The sequence below is a fragment of the Thiohalophilus sp. genome, from assembly GCF_034521165.1.
In the GTDB taxonomy this organism is placed as follows: Bacteria; Pseudomonadota; Gammaproteobacteria; order UBA6429; family Thiohalophilaceae; genus Thiohalophilus.
Window position 1 is genome coordinate 871,394 of record NZ_JAXHMV010000008.1, and the last position, 14,293, is coordinate 885,686.

At 59.3% G+C, this 14,293-nt stretch carries 14 protein-coding genes; 12 read left to right on the forward strand and 2 right to left on the reverse strand.

Annotated elements, in window-relative coordinates; all coding sequences use genetic code 11:
- The first annotated feature begins 74 nt into the window (after window positions 1-74).
- The 5 genes from U5K34_RS09030 to U5K34_RS09050 all read left to right on the forward strand — a co-directional run bounded on the left by U5K34_RS09030 (window position 75) and on the right by U5K34_RS09050 (window position 4,275).
- Window positions 75-563 carry a PaaI family thioesterase gene (locus U5K34_RS09030; protein ID WP_322568057.1) on the forward strand — a complete coding sequence of 163 codons (489 nt, stop codon included), beginning with the start codon at window positions 75-77 and terminating at the stop codon, window positions 561-563.
- 30 nt (window positions 564-593) lie between these two features.
- On the forward strand, window positions 594-1,376 hold the full coding sequence (lpxA, locus tag U5K34_RS09035) for an acyl-ACP--UDP-N-acetylglucosamine O-acyltransferase (protein WP_322568058.1): 783 nt from the start codon (window positions 594-596) through the stop codon (window positions 1,374-1,376).
- 135 nt (window positions 1,377-1,511) lie between these two features.
- A complete protein-coding gene (fabA, locus tag U5K34_RS09040) occupies window positions 1,512-2,051 on the forward strand; it encodes a 3-hydroxyacyl-[acyl-carrier-protein] dehydratase FabA (RefSeq protein WP_322568059.1) in 540 nt (179 codons plus the stop codon).
- Between the two features lie 15 nt (window positions 2,052-2,066).
- On the forward strand, window positions 2,067-3,293 hold the full coding sequence (gene fabB / locus U5K34_RS09045) for a beta-ketoacyl-ACP synthase I (RefSeq protein WP_322568060.1): 1,227 nt from the start codon (window positions 2,067-2,069) through the stop codon (window positions 3,291-3,293).
- Window positions 3,294-3,774: 481 nt separating this feature from the next.
- Window positions 3,775-4,275, forward strand: a complete 501-nt coding sequence (locus tag U5K34_RS09050; protein WP_322568061.1) for a protein disulfide oxidoreductase — start codon at window positions 3,775-3,777, stop codon at window positions 4,273-4,275.
- 24 nt (window positions 4,276-4,299) lie between these two features.
- Here the strand turns inward: U5K34_RS09050 and U5K34_RS09055 are convergent, their stop codons facing one another.
- Window positions 4,300-5,436, reverse strand: a complete 1,137-nt coding sequence (locus U5K34_RS09055; protein WP_322568062.1) for a response regulator — start codon at window positions 5,434-5,436, stop codon at window positions 4,300-4,302.
- A 216-nt stretch (window positions 5,437-5,652) separates the two neighbouring features.
- Here U5K34_RS09055 and U5K34_RS09060 point away from each other — a divergent pair, with 216 nt between their 5' ends.
- Both U5K34_RS09060 and U5K34_RS09065 read left to right on the forward strand, forming a co-directional pair.
- The gene (locus tag U5K34_RS09060) at window positions 5,653-6,180 is read left to right on the forward strand and encodes a hypothetical protein (protein ID WP_322568063.1); all 528 of its coding nucleotides are present in this window, start codon (window positions 5,653-5,655) and stop codon (window positions 6,178-6,180) included.
- Between the two features lie 44 nt (window positions 6,181-6,224).
- Window positions 6,225-7,133, forward strand: coding sequence for an HDOD domain-containing protein (locus U5K34_RS09065; protein ID WP_322568064.1), 909 nt, complete (start codon window positions 6,225-6,227; stop codon window positions 7,131-7,133).
- Window positions 7,134-7,234: 101 nt separating this feature from the next.
- On the opposite strand, the gene U5K34_RS09070 is transcribed toward U5K34_RS09065, so the two are convergent.
- The gene (locus tag U5K34_RS09070; protein ID WP_322568065.1) at window positions 7,235-8,893 is read right to left on the reverse strand and encodes a cation:proton antiporter family protein; all 1,659 of its coding nucleotides are present in this window, start codon (window positions 8,891-8,893) and stop codon (window positions 7,235-7,237) included.
- A gap of 143 nt (window positions 8,894-9,036) precedes the next feature.
- On the opposite strand from U5K34_RS09070, the gene miaB reads away from it, so the two are divergent.
- From miaB to lnt, 5 genes are read left to right on the forward strand one after another with little or no spacing between them, the layout of a single operon-like run.
- Window positions 9,037-10,377: a tRNA (N6-isopentenyl adenosine(37)-C2)-methylthiotransferase MiaB gene (gene miaB / locus U5K34_RS09075; RefSeq protein ID WP_322568066.1), complete on the forward strand. Its 1,341-nt coding sequence runs from the start codon at window positions 9,037-9,039 to the stop codon at window positions 10,375-10,377.
- Window positions 10,378-10,413: 36 nt separating this feature from the next.
- Entirely contained in the window at window positions 10,414-11,388 is a 975-nt protein-coding gene (locus U5K34_RS09080) for a PhoH family protein (protein WP_322568067.1), read from the forward strand.
- Window positions 11,385-11,846: an rRNA maturation RNase YbeY gene (ybeY, locus tag U5K34_RS09085; RefSeq protein WP_322568068.1), complete on the forward strand. Its 462-nt coding sequence runs from the start codon at window positions 11,385-11,387 to the stop codon at window positions 11,844-11,846. The genes U5K34_RS09080 and ybeY overlap by 4 nt, the downstream gene beginning before the upstream one ends.
- The gene (locus U5K34_RS09090; RefSeq protein WP_322568069.1) at window positions 11,843-12,745 is read left to right on the forward strand and encodes an HlyC/CorC family transporter; all 903 of its coding nucleotides are present in this window, start codon (window positions 11,843-11,845) and stop codon (window positions 12,743-12,745) included. The genes ybeY and U5K34_RS09090 overlap by 4 nt, the downstream gene beginning before the upstream one ends.
- Window positions 12,735-14,276: an apolipoprotein N-acyltransferase gene (gene lnt, locus U5K34_RS09095; protein WP_322568070.1), complete on the forward strand. Its 1,542-nt coding sequence runs from the start codon at window positions 12,735-12,737 to the stop codon at window positions 14,274-14,276. Before U5K34_RS09090 ends, lnt begins: the two co-directional genes overlap by 11 nt.
- Window positions 14,277-14,293 lie beyond the last annotated feature (17 nt).

Below are 14,293 nucleotides of genomic sequence, written 5' to 3' on the forward strand. Positions count from 1 at the left end.
TAACGTGACGCCATACAAATACACCCGGTAGTCTATAGGTGTATAGTACTGTTCGGGGACAATCACGGGGCCAAATGACTTTCAATCTGCTGAAACTGCTGAGCCGCCTGCACTTTTTGTCCGAAAAGCGTCGCCTGCAATGGTATCCGCCGTTCTGGCTGATGCGGGTCAAGGTGCTGGAGTTGAGCGACGACTGGCGTCGTATCCGTTTGTTGCTGCCATTGAATATGTTCTCCCGTAATATGGGCAATTCCATGTTCGGCGGTTACCAGTGTGCCCTGTCGGATCCGATCGCCGCGCTGGCCTGTGCCAGGTTGTTTCCCGGTACGTCGGTCTGGACCCGGGCGCATGAGGTTGATTTTCAGCAGGTGGGCAACAGTGATCTGGAACTGCGTTTCGAGTTTCCGCCACAACTGGAGGAACAGATCCGCCGTGAACTGGCAGAAAAGGATCGCAGCACGCCGACTTTCGAGTACGGTTTTTACCGCGCCGATGGCGTGCGCTGCAGTGTCGTCAAAAGCACCGTGGCAATCCGGCCCCGGGGCTATCTGAAAAATCGATAATTGAATGACTTTATCCAGGCAACCTGATTTATGAACAATACGATTCATCCCACCGCGGTGGTTTCCGAACAGGCGCAACTTGGCACTGGCAATCAGATTGGCCCGTTCGTGGTGATTCATGACGACGTCATACTGGGGGATAACAATATTCTGCACAGTGGCGCAGTTGTGCACGGCGGAAGCCGGATCGGCAACAGTAACCGGATCCATGAACACGCGGTCATCGGTGGCCTGCCCCAGGACCTCGGCTTCGCCCCCGCAACAGCCAGCTATGTGACGATCGGCGACGAGAATGTGCTGCGTGAGGCGGTTATTATTCATCGCGCCAGCGTGGCCAGCGAACATACCCGGCTGGGAGATCGCAACTATTTGATGAACGGGGCGCATCTTGGCCATGATTGCGTCCTGGCCAATCAGGTGATCATAGCGCCTTACGCCGCCCTGGGCGGTTTTGTCAGCGTGGCCGAGCGGGCATTTATCTCCGGCGGGGTAATGATTCACCAGTTCGCCCGGGTGGGCGAACTGGCCATGATCGGCGGCAACAGCAAAATCACCCGGGATGTGTTGCCGTTTATGATTACCGACGGCATGCCGGGTCGGGTGCGGGGTCTGAACGTGGTGGGCCTCAGACGGGCCGGTTACCAGGCAGAGGATCTGCGCGCCCTGAAGCAGGCGTACCGGATTCTGTTTCGCGGCGAGGCCGATCTGGCGGCCAGTTTGCAGCAACTGCAGGCCCTGGCCACGGATTCGGCAATCCGCCTGGCGGCGTTTATCGAGGGGTCGAAGCGCGGATTTCATCGCGACCGGGACTGAGACGGGAAAACCCGTTGCAATGGCTTTATTTCCCGCGCGTTCCACAGTTAAAATAGCCTGTCGATATTTTCATCTCCCGGATTCCGGAAACAGGCCGGGGCATATAACTTACTGATAATTGGAAATAATATATTTATGGACTCAGCCAACGTGGCCCCGACCCAGAAGAAACAGAGCTACACCTATGAAGAACTGATTCAGTGTGGTCACGGCGAGCTTTTTGGCCCGGGTAATGCCCAGTTGCCGTTGCCACCGATGCTGATGTTCGACCGCATTACCCATATCAGTGACAGTGGCGGGAATTTCGACAAGGGCGAGATTATCGCCGAGCTGGATATCAAACCGGATTTGTGGTTTTTCCAGTGTCATTTTGAAGGCGACCCGGTGATGCCGGGTTGTCTGGGACTGGACGCCATGTGGCAGCTGATCGGCTTTTTCCTCGGCTGGATGGGCGGACCGGGCCACGGCCGGGCACTGGGTGCCGGCGAGGTCAAATTTACCGGCCAGGTTACCCCGGATTGCAAAATGGTGACCTACCGCATCAACCTGAAACGATTGATTATGCGTAAATTGTTTATGGGTATCGCCGATGCCAGCCTGGAAGTCGACGGCCGTGAAATCTATACCGCCGACGATCTGCGGGTCGGGCTTTTCACCTCCACTGACCAACTTTAAGCAGTTTATCTGAACATGCCATTACGACGCGTTGCTATTACAGGTCTCGGAATTGTCTCCAGTATCGGCAATAACCGGCAGGAGGTTACCGAGTCTCTGCGCCAGGGCCGCTCCGGTATCCGTTTCAATTCCGAATATGCCGATCTCGGCTTTCGCTCCCAGATCGACGGGCCGATTGATCTGAACCTTGATGAGCTGATCGATCGCAAGCTCAAGCGCTTCATGGGCGACGGCGCCGCGTTCAATTACCTGGCAATGGAACAGGCGATTGCCGATGCCGGCCTGGAAGAGAACGAGATTTCCAATCCGCGCAGCGGCCTGATCGTCGGTTCTGGCGGACCTTCTACCAAGAATATCGTGCAGGCCGCCGATATCCTGCGGGAAAAAGGCGTACGCAAGGTCGGCCCCTATATGGTGCCGCGCACTATGTCCAGCACCAACTCCGCCTGTCTGGCCACGCCGTTCAAGATCAAGGGGGTCAATTACTCCATCAGTTCGGCCTGTTCCACTTCCGCCCATTGCATCGGCAACGGTTATGAGTTGATCCAGATGGGCAAGCAGGACATCGTATTCGCCGGCGGCGGCGAGGAAGTGCACTGGACGCTGTCCGTGCTGTTCGATGCCATGGGCGCGCTTTCATCCAAATATAACGACGCACCCGAGACTGCCTCGCGCACCTATGATGTCGATCGCGATGGCTTTGTCATCTCCGGCGGCGGCGGGGTACTGGTGCTCGAAGAGCTGGAGCATGCCAAAGCCCGTGGCGCAACCATTTATGCCGAACTGGTTGGCTACGGCGCCACCTCCGACGGCTTCGACATGGTGCAGCCCTCCGGCGAAGGGGCGGTACGCTGCATGCAGCAAGCCCTGCAGGAAGTCAAAACACCGGTGGATTACATCAACGCTCACGGCACCAGCACCCCGGTGGGCGATATCCGCGAACTGGAAGCCGTCAAGGAGGTGTTCGGTAACAACATGCCGGCCATCGCCTCGACCAAATCCCTGACCGGCCACGCCCTGGGTGCCGCCGGCGTTAACGAGGCGATCTATTCGCTGTTGATGATGCAGGAAAACTTCCTCGCCGCCTCGGCCAATATCCAGGAACTGGACCCCGGTGCAGAAGGTTACCCCATCGTTCGCGAACGTCAGGATGATGCAAACATCAACTGCGTCATGTCCAACAGCTTCGGCTTCGGTGGCACCAACGCCACGCTGGTGTTCCAGCGCTATTCCGACAACTAAATAACTGTTCCTGACAGGTGCGCACCGCGCTACCTGACATTTTAGCTACAAGACCGGGGCATGAAACTCATACCACGAAGGCTCGAAGTCACGAAGAGTCTTTGTCAATATGCAGGCCGGCTGATTACGGACTCAACGCAAAGCGCTTTACTTCGTTCCTTCCTGTCTTCGTGGTAAAAATTAACCGGGATAATTGTCGCACGGAGGCAGTCACGTAAGCTTCGCCAACGTGACCTACAAAGCTGAATAATGACATTCGGTATCTTCGACGTTCAGGTGTTTTATCCGTCAGACCGGTGAGTGGCAGGCGGTAGTTGGGTCGTCAAATAGTGAACCGGCCGGGTTGATGATGGTCTATTCCTGAATATCTGTTCCTGAAGCTATTGAATAATCATCGAAGTCGGTGAGTTCAGTGCCTTCGGTGTTTCGGTGGTTTAAATTCACCGGCCTTTGACGACGGTTGGAAACCGGATTTATCGCCATGCCACTTAAAAAACTTCCCAAACCCGTCCGCTTTCTGCTCTGGTTGCTGGTGTTTGCGCTAGTCTATTTTGGTGCCCAGCAGTATCAAAAACGGAACCTGGTCAGCGGCAGGGCGCCGGATTACAGCGCGCCCCTGTTGCAGGGGGCCTATTTCGATTCGCGGGACCTGGCCGGCAAGCCGTATGTCTTGCACTTCTGGGCCAGCTGGTGTCCGGTTTGTCGTTTTGAGGAGGACACTATCCAGGCCCTGAGCCGGGATCACCGGGTGGTCAGTGTTGCCATGCAATCCGGGGGCCGGGAGGAAGTGCGGGACTACATGCACGAACAGGGGCTGAATTTCATGACCCTGCTGGATGAAGAGGGTCGGCTGGCGAGTCGTTTTGGTATCCGCGGTGTGCCCACCACGTTATTGATCAACAGTGATGGCGAGATTGCCTTTCGTGAGGTGGGTTACACCACCGAATGGGGGCTGCGCTTGCGGTTATGGTGGATGCAGTGAAGCCTTTGTCAGACGCGGTGGAAGTTATTTTTCCAGCTTCTCCTTGAGCGCCTGAATAGCCCGGGCCATATCGTCGCTGGATTGCTGGCCGATGTAGTTTAGCAGGGGCATAACCTGTTCGATGAGGCTGCCAAGATGGGGTTTGAGCAGATCTTCCTTGCCTTCGGCAAGCAGCTTGAGCGCCTGTTGCACATCCAGATGCTCGGCACCGTTGCCCTTGCGCAGGGATTTGACCACCGTCTGGTTGCCGCCGGCCTCGATGGCCTTGTTCAGATACTTTTCGGTTTCGGCAAGCAGGGCTTTGATATCCGACTCTTGTGTCAGGTGCGGTTCGAACAGACCAATACTGACGGTGACATGCAGTTGCTGGCCGCCGGCATCAAACCTCAAGGCATTGATTTCCTGTCGGATGCGCTCGGCCAGGTTAGTGGCGTCATCGATTGGGGTGTCGCGCAGTAACATGGCGAACTTCGCCAGTCCGATGCGGGCCAGCATGTCTTCCTTGCGCACCAGCGGGATCAGGGTCTTGCCGATCTGTTGCAGTATTTTGTCCGCCAGGGCCTTGCCGTTGGCGATAAACAGCGCGTTGAAATCGTCGATATCCATGCGCAGCAGCGTGAACTGACCGCCGTGGCGTTTGAAATAGGCCAGGCTTTCATCGGCCGCCCGGCAGAAGTAGGTCTGTCCGCCCAGGCCGGTGACCTGATCGATGGCGGCCTGTTGTTGCAGTTTGTCGGAGGTTTCAGTGAGCTTGCGGGTGGTCTGTTCGAAATTGACATGCGCCCTGGCGCGGGCCTGTAACTGTACCGAATCAAACGGCTTGGTAATAAAGTCCGAGGCGCCCTTGTCCAGCGCCCGTTGCTTGGTTTCGTCGTCATCGTCCTTGCCGGTGATGATGATGACCGGTATTTCGCGCAGACGCGGGTCGTCCGAGTCGCGCATGCGCTCCAGCAGGCCGAAGCCGTCCAGGTAGGGCATGGACAGATCGGTAAAGACCACCTGGATATCAGGGTCGTTGGTGAGATAGGTCCAGGCGTCCTCGCCGTGTTCGGCCTCGATGACGTGGTAGGCCTTGCCCAGAACCTTGGTCATGGCCCGGCGCATCACGCGGGAGTCGTCTACGGCCAGAATGCGGGGAATATTATTCTCGTCTTCTTCCATCTCGATTATCGTTGTTGGTGTGACGTAGTATCAGGCCGACACACGCCTCAGCATATCGGGATACGCCGGGCTTGGCAAAGGACCCAACCCGGTTTTTCAGGTGATACGCGCCCTTGCCTGACAAGGTTGTCGGCCTGTATTGCTAAAGCTTGACGAAATCAGACTGCCGGAGAAGGATAGACACTGGCCCGATTCCATTCTTCCAGGAAACCCGTCATGCGTTATGCCCGTTGGTCCGTTGTGTGGAGCCTGATTCTGTTGCTGGGCTTGCCTGCGGCACTGGCCGATGAGACCCAGCAGCGTCGGCGCGAGGCGGCGCATCCCGCCACGTCGCCAGAGCGTCTGCAAATCCTGGCCCATCATCGCGACTGGGAGGTGCGCCAGAGGGTCAGCCGCAACCGCCGTGCGCCGCCCGAACTGCTGCATCGACTGGCCGACGATGCGCATTCCCAGGTGCGTATCGGCGTGGCCACCAATCTTGGTACGGCCGAGAAAACCTTCCTCAAACTGGCACGCGATCCCGACCCGGCCGTGCGCAGTGTGGTTGCCCGGTTTGAGTATGTCCCGGCCGACGCGCTGGCGATCCTTGCCAAAGATACCAATGGCGAAATTCGTCTGGAGGTGGCGCGTAACTGGAATACCGATGAGCCCACCCTGCAACGACTGAGCCGGGATCCCCTGCCCGAGGTCAGTCAGATGGCGCAATTGAGCCTGGCCAAACGCCGCGGGGAAGCCGGTGAGTAACTCCCGGTTAAAGTTGTGGCCGGGACAGTCGCTAACTTTTTCCAATGAGTGATATTACCCCACAGGCATCCGGCGACTATCCTGCCGGGATTTCTCCTTCGGAACTGGTCGGTGGTGCGGTGCAGCTGGTCTCCCTGCCGGAGGTTTGCTTGCGGGTCAATGAAATGGTCGAGGAGCCCGAGACCTCGGCCAATGATCTGGGCAAGGTGATCAGCCAGGATGCGAGTCTCACGGCCCGCTTGCTGAAGATTGTGAACAGCTCCTTTTACGGCTTTCCGTCGCGTATCGAAACCGTCTCCCGGGCCGTGGCGGTGATCGGCCTGCGTGAACTGCGCGGGCTGGTACTGGCGGCTTCCGCGGTGGAGGCGTTCTCACGCATTCCCACCGACCTGTTAAACATGGTCCATTTCTGGCGACACAGTGTTTACTGTGCCGTGGTGGCCCAGTTACTGGCCGAAGAGTGTCACGTGTTACATAGCGAGCGGTTGTTTGTCGCCGGCCTGCTGCATGATATTGGCAAGCTGGTAATGTATAACCGTCTGCCCGAACAATCGCGTGCCGCGATCGAGCTGGCCACGGAACAGCCGTGCGGCGATTTCGAGGCCGAACAGCGTCTGCTGGGGTTCGATCACGCCCGCATCGGCGGAGAACTGCTCACGGCCTGGCAGATGCCCGAGTCGCTGTGTGCGGCGGTCGAATATCATCACCGGCCGGATGAGGCGCCGGCGCATCGGATCGAGGCCAGTATCGTGCATATCGCCAACAGCATCACCGGTATGGCCGAGCAGGGACTCGATAGCCGCAGCGAGGTGTATGTCCAGCCGATCGATCCCATTGCCTGGCAGACCCTGAAGCTGGATGAGACGATTATCGAACCATTATGTCAGCGTGCCGGGCCCCTGTTCAGTGATGCCCTGGAAGTGATCCTGCCGCGCGGTTTTCGCTCGCGTTGAGCGCGGCCCGGCAGTGGATGGATTTTCATAACGCGCCATCGCGGCGCCGATCTGAGCATCCACAAGATCGCCTCCGAGTCGGTCATCGATTGAGCGCGGCGTCAGCTGCGGCTGTCGCCGGGCTGCGCGTCGGCGGCCAGGACCCGCTCGGCGGCTTCCCTGGCCGCATCGGCATAGGGCACCAGCACCAGATCGATGCCGTCCTGTTCGTACAGCGGGGCGTCATGGCGATGGGCCGTGGAGAGTGCGATCCGGCCGTGATAGCCCTGCTGGCGCAGGCCGCTGAGCAGCATGCGATTGATCCCCCGATCCCGGATGGTGCTGATGACCCAGCGCACCCGATCCAGGGGTAACGTGGCGAGAAACTCCGGATCCTCGGCATCGCCATAGCGGGCGGCGTAGCCTTCGCGGGTGTGCAGACGGACCACCTCGGGGTCGAAATCCACCGCGAGGATCCGATAACCGTGGCTGCGCAGGTTGGCTGCCACGGCCGCGCCGAAGCGCCCCAGCCCGAACAGCAGAATGCTGGCATCCTCGGCGCTCCCCGCCGCCTGGCCTGACTCCCGGAAGGCGACCTTGCGTTCGAAGATGCCCAGATACGGGGCGAGGCGATCGTAAAGCGGGTGCGAGTAGAGGATCATATAAGTGGAGAGGCTGATAGTGATGAGCCCCACTAGGGTGATCAGCCCGACGGTCTCCTGCTGCAGGTGGCCCAGGGTCAGACCCAGGGCCGCGAGGATAAGTGAGAACTCACTGATCTGCGCCACCGCCAGCCCGGACAGAAAGCCGGTGCGCTTGCGATAGCCCATGTAGCCCATGATGGCCATGACGATCAGCGGATTACCGATCAGCACAAAGACCGAGAACAGGCTTGCCGCGCCCAGCTGGGCGCCGAGGGTCCCCAGTTCCAGGCTGGCGCCCAGTTCGATGAAAAAGAATAGCAACAGAAAATCGCGCAGGCTGACCAGGCGCGCCGCCACCAGTTCCCGGTAGGGGGTCGAGGCGATGGAGATCCCGGCCAGAAAGGCGCCCACTTCCTTGCTGAAGCCCAGCGCATCGCCGGCCGCCGCGCCCAGTATTGCCAGGGCGATGGCAAACAGCATCAGCAGCTCCGCCGAATGGGCCAGACGATGTAGCAGGGGCGGTAGGATATAGCGCATCAACAGCGCCACGGAGACCAGCATCAGGGCGCCCTTGAACAGAATGAACAGGCCTTCCTGGACCATATTGAGGTCGGCGCCGCTCTGGCTGCCAAATGCGGTCAGGGCGATCATGACCAGTACCACCACGATGTCCTGCACGATCAAAAAACCGACCGCGATGCGCCCGTGCAGCGAATCGACCTCGCGCTTGTCCGACAGCAGCTTGACGATGATGATGGTGCTGGAGAAGGTCAGCGCCACGGCCACATACAGGGCGGTGATATGTTCCATGCCCAGGGCCAGGCCGATCAGATAGCCGATCACCGAGGTGAAAATCACCTGGCCCAGGCCGGAGACCAGTGCCACCGGGCCGACCGAGCGTATAATGTGCAGATCCAGTTTCAGGCCGACCACGAACAGCAACAGGGCGATGCCCAGGCGGGCGAACAGCTCGATCTCGTTGCTGTGGCTGACCCAGTCGAGTGCCGAGGGCCCCAGCAGGATCCCGATCGCAATAAACGCCACAATCAGCGGCTGGCGCAGAAACTGGGCCAGGGCCCCGGCGGCCGCGGCCAGACCGATAATAATCCCAAACTGCAAAAAGATATTTTCCAGCACCGCTTGCCCTCCGGCGGGGTCAGCCTGTTGGCATTGTGCCAGCGTCCGGCGGGGCTGTCGCGCGCTAATGAAATGGCGGGATAGCTGGAAACACCGAAGTGAAAATGCTACCTTTGCGCTCCCGAATTGTGACTGGTTAAAAAATGGGCAAGCTGCATATACGGACCTTTGGGTGCCAGATGAACGAGTACGACACGGCCAAGATGGCCGACGTGCTGCGGGCCTCGCACGGCCTGGAATTGACCGACCAGGTCGAGGAGGCCGACGTGCTGCTGCTCAACACCTGCTCGGTGCGCGAAAAGGCGCAGGAGAAGGTCTTCTCCCACCTGGGCATGTGGCGCGAGCTCAAGCAGGCCCGCCCGGAGCTGGTGATCGGTGTGGGCGGTTGCGTCGCCAGCCAGGAAGGGGAGGCCATTTTGAAGCGCGCGCCCTATGTCGATCTGGTCTTCGGGCCTCAGACCCTGCACCGCCTGCCGCAGATGCTGGACGATGCGCAAGCGCGCAAAAAGTCCGTGGTGGATATCTCTTTTCCCGAGATCGAAAAATTCGATCACCTGCCCGAACCGCGCACCGACGGACCCAGCGCCTTTGTCTCCATTATGGAAGGCTGCAGCAAGTACTGCAGTTTCTGCGTGGTGCCCTATACCCGCGGCGAGGAGTTCAGCCGCCCGTTTGATGATGTGATTGCCGAAGTGGCGGAGCTGGCCGAGCGCGGTGTGCGCGAGGTGACTCTGCTGGGCCAGAACGTCAACGCCTATCGGGGGGGCATGGATGATGGCGATATCGCCGATCTGGGGCTGCTGATCCAGTATGTGGCCGCCATCGACGGCATTGATCGGATTCGCTATACCACCTCCCATCCGCTGGAGATGAACGAAAGCCTGTTCCAGGCCTATGCCGAGGTACCGGAGCTGGTCAGCCACCTGCACCTGCCGGTGCAAAGCGGCTCGAATCGGATCCTGGCGCTGATGAAACGCAAGCACACCGCTATGGAATACAAGGCCACCATCCGTCGCCTGCGCGAGGTGCGCCCGGACATCAGCCTTTCCTCGGATTTTATCGTCGGCTTCCCCGGCGAGAGCGATGCCGACTTCGAGGCGACGATGGATCTGATCGCTGAAATCGGCTTCGATCACTCGTTCAGTTTTGTCTACAGCGCCCGGCCGGGTACGCCGGCCTCATCGTTGCCCGATGATGTGCCGCTGGAAGTGAAAAAACAGCGCCTGGCGATTTTGCAGGAGCGTATCAACCAGCAGGCGGCACAAATCAGCCGCGACATGGTGGGCAGCGTGCAGCAGATTCTGGTCAGCGGCCTCTCCCGGAAAGATTCGGGCCAACTCGCCGGGCGCACGGCCAACAATCGTGTGGTAAACTTCAAGGGTGATCCTGAACTCATCGGTGAGTTTGTCGACGTGACGATTACCGAAGCTCTGCCCAACTCCCTGCGCGGCGAACTGCTCAGCCAGTCCGTCCGCTGTGCCTGATTGCCTGTTTTTGTATAACCAGCCCAAGATCCCGTCTTGACCAGCCACGCTTTTTCCACCGATATCGTTCTCGAACCCGCTGATAATCAGCGGCTGGCCAACCTGTGCGGCCAGTTCGACGAGCACTTGCGCCAGATCGAACGGCGCCTGGGTGTGGAGGTGAACAATCGCGGCAACAACTTCCGGGTGATCGGCGACAGTCGCTCTGTCCAGGCCGCCGGCGAGGTGCTGCGGGATCTGTATGCCGAAACCGAACACCAGACCTTGAATCCGTCCCAGGTGAACCTCCATTTACAGGAGTCGGGCGTGGATGCGCTGGTGGCGGATATCACCCCGAAGGACGAGGTGATCCTGACCACGCCGCGCGGCTCGGTGCGCGGCCGCGGCCCCAACCAGAAGCAGTACCTGAGCAATCTCAAGGACAACGATCTCAATTTCGGTATCGGCCCGGCCGGCACCGGCAAGACCTATCTGGCCGTGGCCGCCGCGGTGCAGGCGCTGGAGCGCGAGGAAGTGCGGCGCCTGGTACTGACCCGCCCGGCGGTGGAGTCGGGCGAGCGGCTGGGCTTTTTGCCCGGGGACCTTGCGCAGAAGATCGATCCCTACCTGCGGCCACTGTATGACGCGCTGTATGAAATGCTGGGCTTTGAAACGGTGGCCAGGCTGATGGAGCGTAATGTAATCGAAGTGGCGCCGCTGGCCTACATGCGCGGGCGCACCCTGAACGAATCGTTCATCATCCTGGATGAGGCGCAGAACACCACCGTGGAACAGATGAAGATGTTCCTGACCCGGATCGGGTTCGGTTCCACGGTGGTGGTGACCGGGGACGTTACCCAGGTGGATCTGCCGCGCAACCAGCAATCGGGGCTGCGCCAGGTCATCGAAGTATTGAAGGATGTGGAGGGGATCAGCTTTACCTTTTTCAACGCCAAGGACGTGGTGCGCCATCCGCTGGTGCAGCGCATCGTCCAGGCGTACGAGGCGCGCGGCGAAGACCCGCTGCCATGAGTATCGAGGTGGAGGTGCAGCGCATCGCTGCGGCCGGTCCGAATGAGGCGGATATCCAGCGCTGGGTCAGCGCGGCCTTGCACGCCGAGCAGCGCGACGATGCTGAATTGACGGTACGTATCGTCGATGAAGATGAAAGCACTGAACTGAACGAGCAGTACCGGCACAAAAGCGGGCCGACCAATGTGTTGTCATTTCCGTTCGAGTGTCCGCCCGAGGTGGAACTGGATTTGCTCGGGGACCTGGTGATCTGTGCCCCGGTAGTACAGCGCGAGGCCCGGGAACAGGGCAAGCAAGAGATGGCGCACTGGGCGCATATGATAGTACACGGCACCCTGCATTTGCTGGGGTATGATCATCTGCAACAGGACGAGGCAGAAGCAATGGAGCGTCGGGAAATCAGCATCATGGAAGAACTGGGCTATACCAATCCTTACCGACTGGAAGCAGAGCAATGAGCGAAGACCGATCGGGGAGTCCCGACAAAGAAACCAAACCGCAAAAATCGTGGCTGGAACGACTGGGTCAGGCCCTGCAGGGCGACCTGAAAGATCTGGACCAGTTACAGGAAGTTCTGCACGAAGCACATCGTAACCAGGTCATCGACATCGACGCCCTGGCCATGATCGAAGGTGTCCTGCAGGTCTCCGACATGCAGGTGCGCGATATCATGATCCCGCGCTCGCAAATGACCGTTGTCGAACGCGATGCCGATCCCAAACAGATATTGAAAACAGTCATTGACTCCGCGCACTCCCGTTTTCCGGCCGTGGGGGAAAATAAGGACGATGTGATCGGCATCCTGCTGGCCAAGGATCTGTTGCCCTATTTTCTCGAAGGCGAACAGAGCCGGCTGAATATTCGCGATATCCTGCGTCCCGCCGTCATCATTCCCGAAAGCAAACGACTGAATGTGTTGCTCAAGGAGTTTCGCGCCAATCGTAACCACATGGCGATCGTGGTCGATGAATACGGTGGCGTGGCCGGGCTGGTGACCATCGAGGACGTGCTGGAGCAGATCGTCGGCGAGATCGAGGACGAGCATGACTTCGAGGAAGATACGCAGATCCTGCAACACGAAAACCAGACCGCCACGGTCAAGGGGATCACGCCCATCGAGGACTTCAATCAGCACTTCGGTACCGACTACAGCGACGAGGAGTTCGATACCATCGGGGGCCTGGTGATCAATCAGCTGGGCCATCTGCCCAAGCGCGGCGAAGAAATCGAGCTGGGCAATCTGCAGTTCCGGGTTTTGCGTGCCACCAATCGTCAGGTCCATCTGCTGGAAGTGCGTCAGCTCGAAGCGCCGACGCAGACCGAGAGCGTCAATCGCAGCAGTGCGCGTGGCAGCTGAACCGTTGTTAAGCCAGCGCCATGCCCGCCATGGCCTGGCGCTGCTGGCCGGCGCGGCCCTGCCGCTGGCGTTTGAACCGTTTGCCTTCCTGCCGCTGGCCTATCTGGCCCCGGCATTACTGTTCTACCTGTGGCTGGATGCGACGCCACGTCAGGCACTGCTCAGCGGCTATCTGTTCGGGCTCGGCCTGTTCGGCGTTGGCGTCTCCTGGGTATATGTCGCGATTCATGAATTCGGTTATGCCTCGGTCTTGCTGGCCGCGTTTTTAACCGCGCTGTTTGTCGCTTTTCTCGCGCTCTATTACGGCTTGCTCGGCTATCTCGCCGTGCGGGTGCGAAACGCGCTGTCCGGGTACCCCCATCAACGTTTGTTGAGCCTGTTGCTGGTTTTCCCGGCGTTGTGGATCGCCCTGGAGTGGGTGCGTGGCTGGTTTTTGACCGGCTTTCCCTGGCTGAATCTGGGTTACAGCCAGATCGACAGCGGTCTGGCCGGATATGCGCCCTTGCTGGGGAGCTATGGCCTGGGCTGGATTACGTTGCTGGGCGCGGCATTGTTGTTATTAATCCTGCTGTATCGCAGCCGGCGCAAACAGCTGGGCCTGCTGCTGGTATTCGTTGCCCTGCACCTGCTGGGCTACGGGCTGTTGCAAATCACCTGGACCCAGCCACAGGGGCAACCACTGCGCGCCAGTCTGATTCAGGGCAATCTGCCACAGGCCACCAAATGGGATCCACAAGCGCTGGCCAAACGCTTATCCCTGTACCGTGAGCTGACCGGGCAGGAGTGGGACAGTGATCTGGTTGTCTGGCCGGAAAATGCGCTGAGTACCTTTTATCATAACATCGAGGACGATTATCTGGCCGAACTGCAACAGCGCGCGCGTAAACATAACACGGATATCGTACTGGGCCTGCCGGTCATGGATCGCCAGAGCCGGGCCTATTACAACAGCCTGCTCAGCGTGGGCCGCAGCCCCGGGGTGTATCACAAAACCCACCTGGTCCCGTTTGGTGAATATGTGCCGCTGGAGTCGCTGCTGCGAGGCATGATTGCCTTTTTCGACCTGCCCATGTCCAGTTTCAGCGCGGGCGATCCCGGGCAACCGCTGTTACAGGCCGCCGGTCACCCGGTGGCCGCCACGGTCTGTTACGAGGATGTTTTCGGTGAGGAAGTGATCCGGCAACTGCCCGAGGCGACGCTGATGATCAATGGCAGCAACAACGCCTGGTATGGCGATTCTTTTGCGCCGCACCAGCATTTGCAAATCGCCCGCATGCGCGCCCTGGAAACCGGCCGGCCGCTATTGCGAGCGACCACCAATGGTATCAGTGCCATCGTCGATCACAAGGGGCGAATGATTGCCCGTTCCGTCCAGTTTGAAACCCATGTCACCCGGGGGACGATCCACCCCCGGCAGGGCAGCACCCCCTATATTCGCTTCGGTAATTATCCGGTTTTGCTGTTATTGTTACTGATTGGCGTTGCGCTTGTCTGGCTCGTCAGAATACAACCTGTTACCCCGCCTGAGTGACCGGGTCAGATACCCTC

Bases quoted from the DNA above. Each gene is read 5' to 3' on its own strand.
- U5K34_RS09030 (WP_322568057.1), top strand. From the start codon at position 75: ATGACTTTCAATCTGCTGAAACTGCTGAGCCGCCTGCACTTTTTGTCC.
- lpxA (WP_322568058.1), top strand. From the start codon at position 594: ATGAACAATACGATTCATCCCACCGCGGTGGTTTCCGAACAGGCGCAA.
- fabA (WP_322568059.1), top strand. From the start codon at position 1,512: ATGGACTCAGCCAACGTGGCCCCGACCCAGAAGAAACAGAGCTACACC.
- fabB (WP_322568060.1), top strand. From the start codon at position 2,067: ATGCCATTACGACGCGTTGCTATTACAGGTCTCGGAATTGTCTCCAGT.
- U5K34_RS09050 (WP_322568061.1), top strand. From the start codon at position 3,775: ATGCCACTTAAAAAACTTCCCAAACCCGTCCGCTTTCTGCTCTGGTTG.
- U5K34_RS09055 (WP_322568062.1), bottom strand. From the start codon at position 5,436: ATGGAAGAAGACGAGAATAATATTCCCCGCATTCTGGCCGTAGACGAC.
- U5K34_RS09060 (WP_322568063.1), top strand. From the start codon at position 5,653: ATGCGTTATGCCCGTTGGTCCGTTGTGTGGAGCCTGATTCTGTTGCTG.
- U5K34_RS09065 (WP_322568064.1), top strand. From the start codon at position 6,225: ATGAGTGATATTACCCCACAGGCATCCGGCGACTATCCTGCCGGGATT.
- miaB (WP_322568066.1), top strand. From the start codon at position 9,037: ATGGGCAAGCTGCATATACGGACCTTTGGGTGCCAGATGAACGAGTAC.
- ybeY (WP_322568068.1), top strand. From the start codon at position 11,385: ATGAGTATCGAGGTGGAGGTGCAGCGCATCGCTGCGGCCGGTCCGAAT.
- U5K34_RS09090 (WP_322568069.1), top strand. From the start codon at position 11,843: ATGAGCGAAGACCGATCGGGGAGTCCCGACAAAGAAACCAAACCGCAA.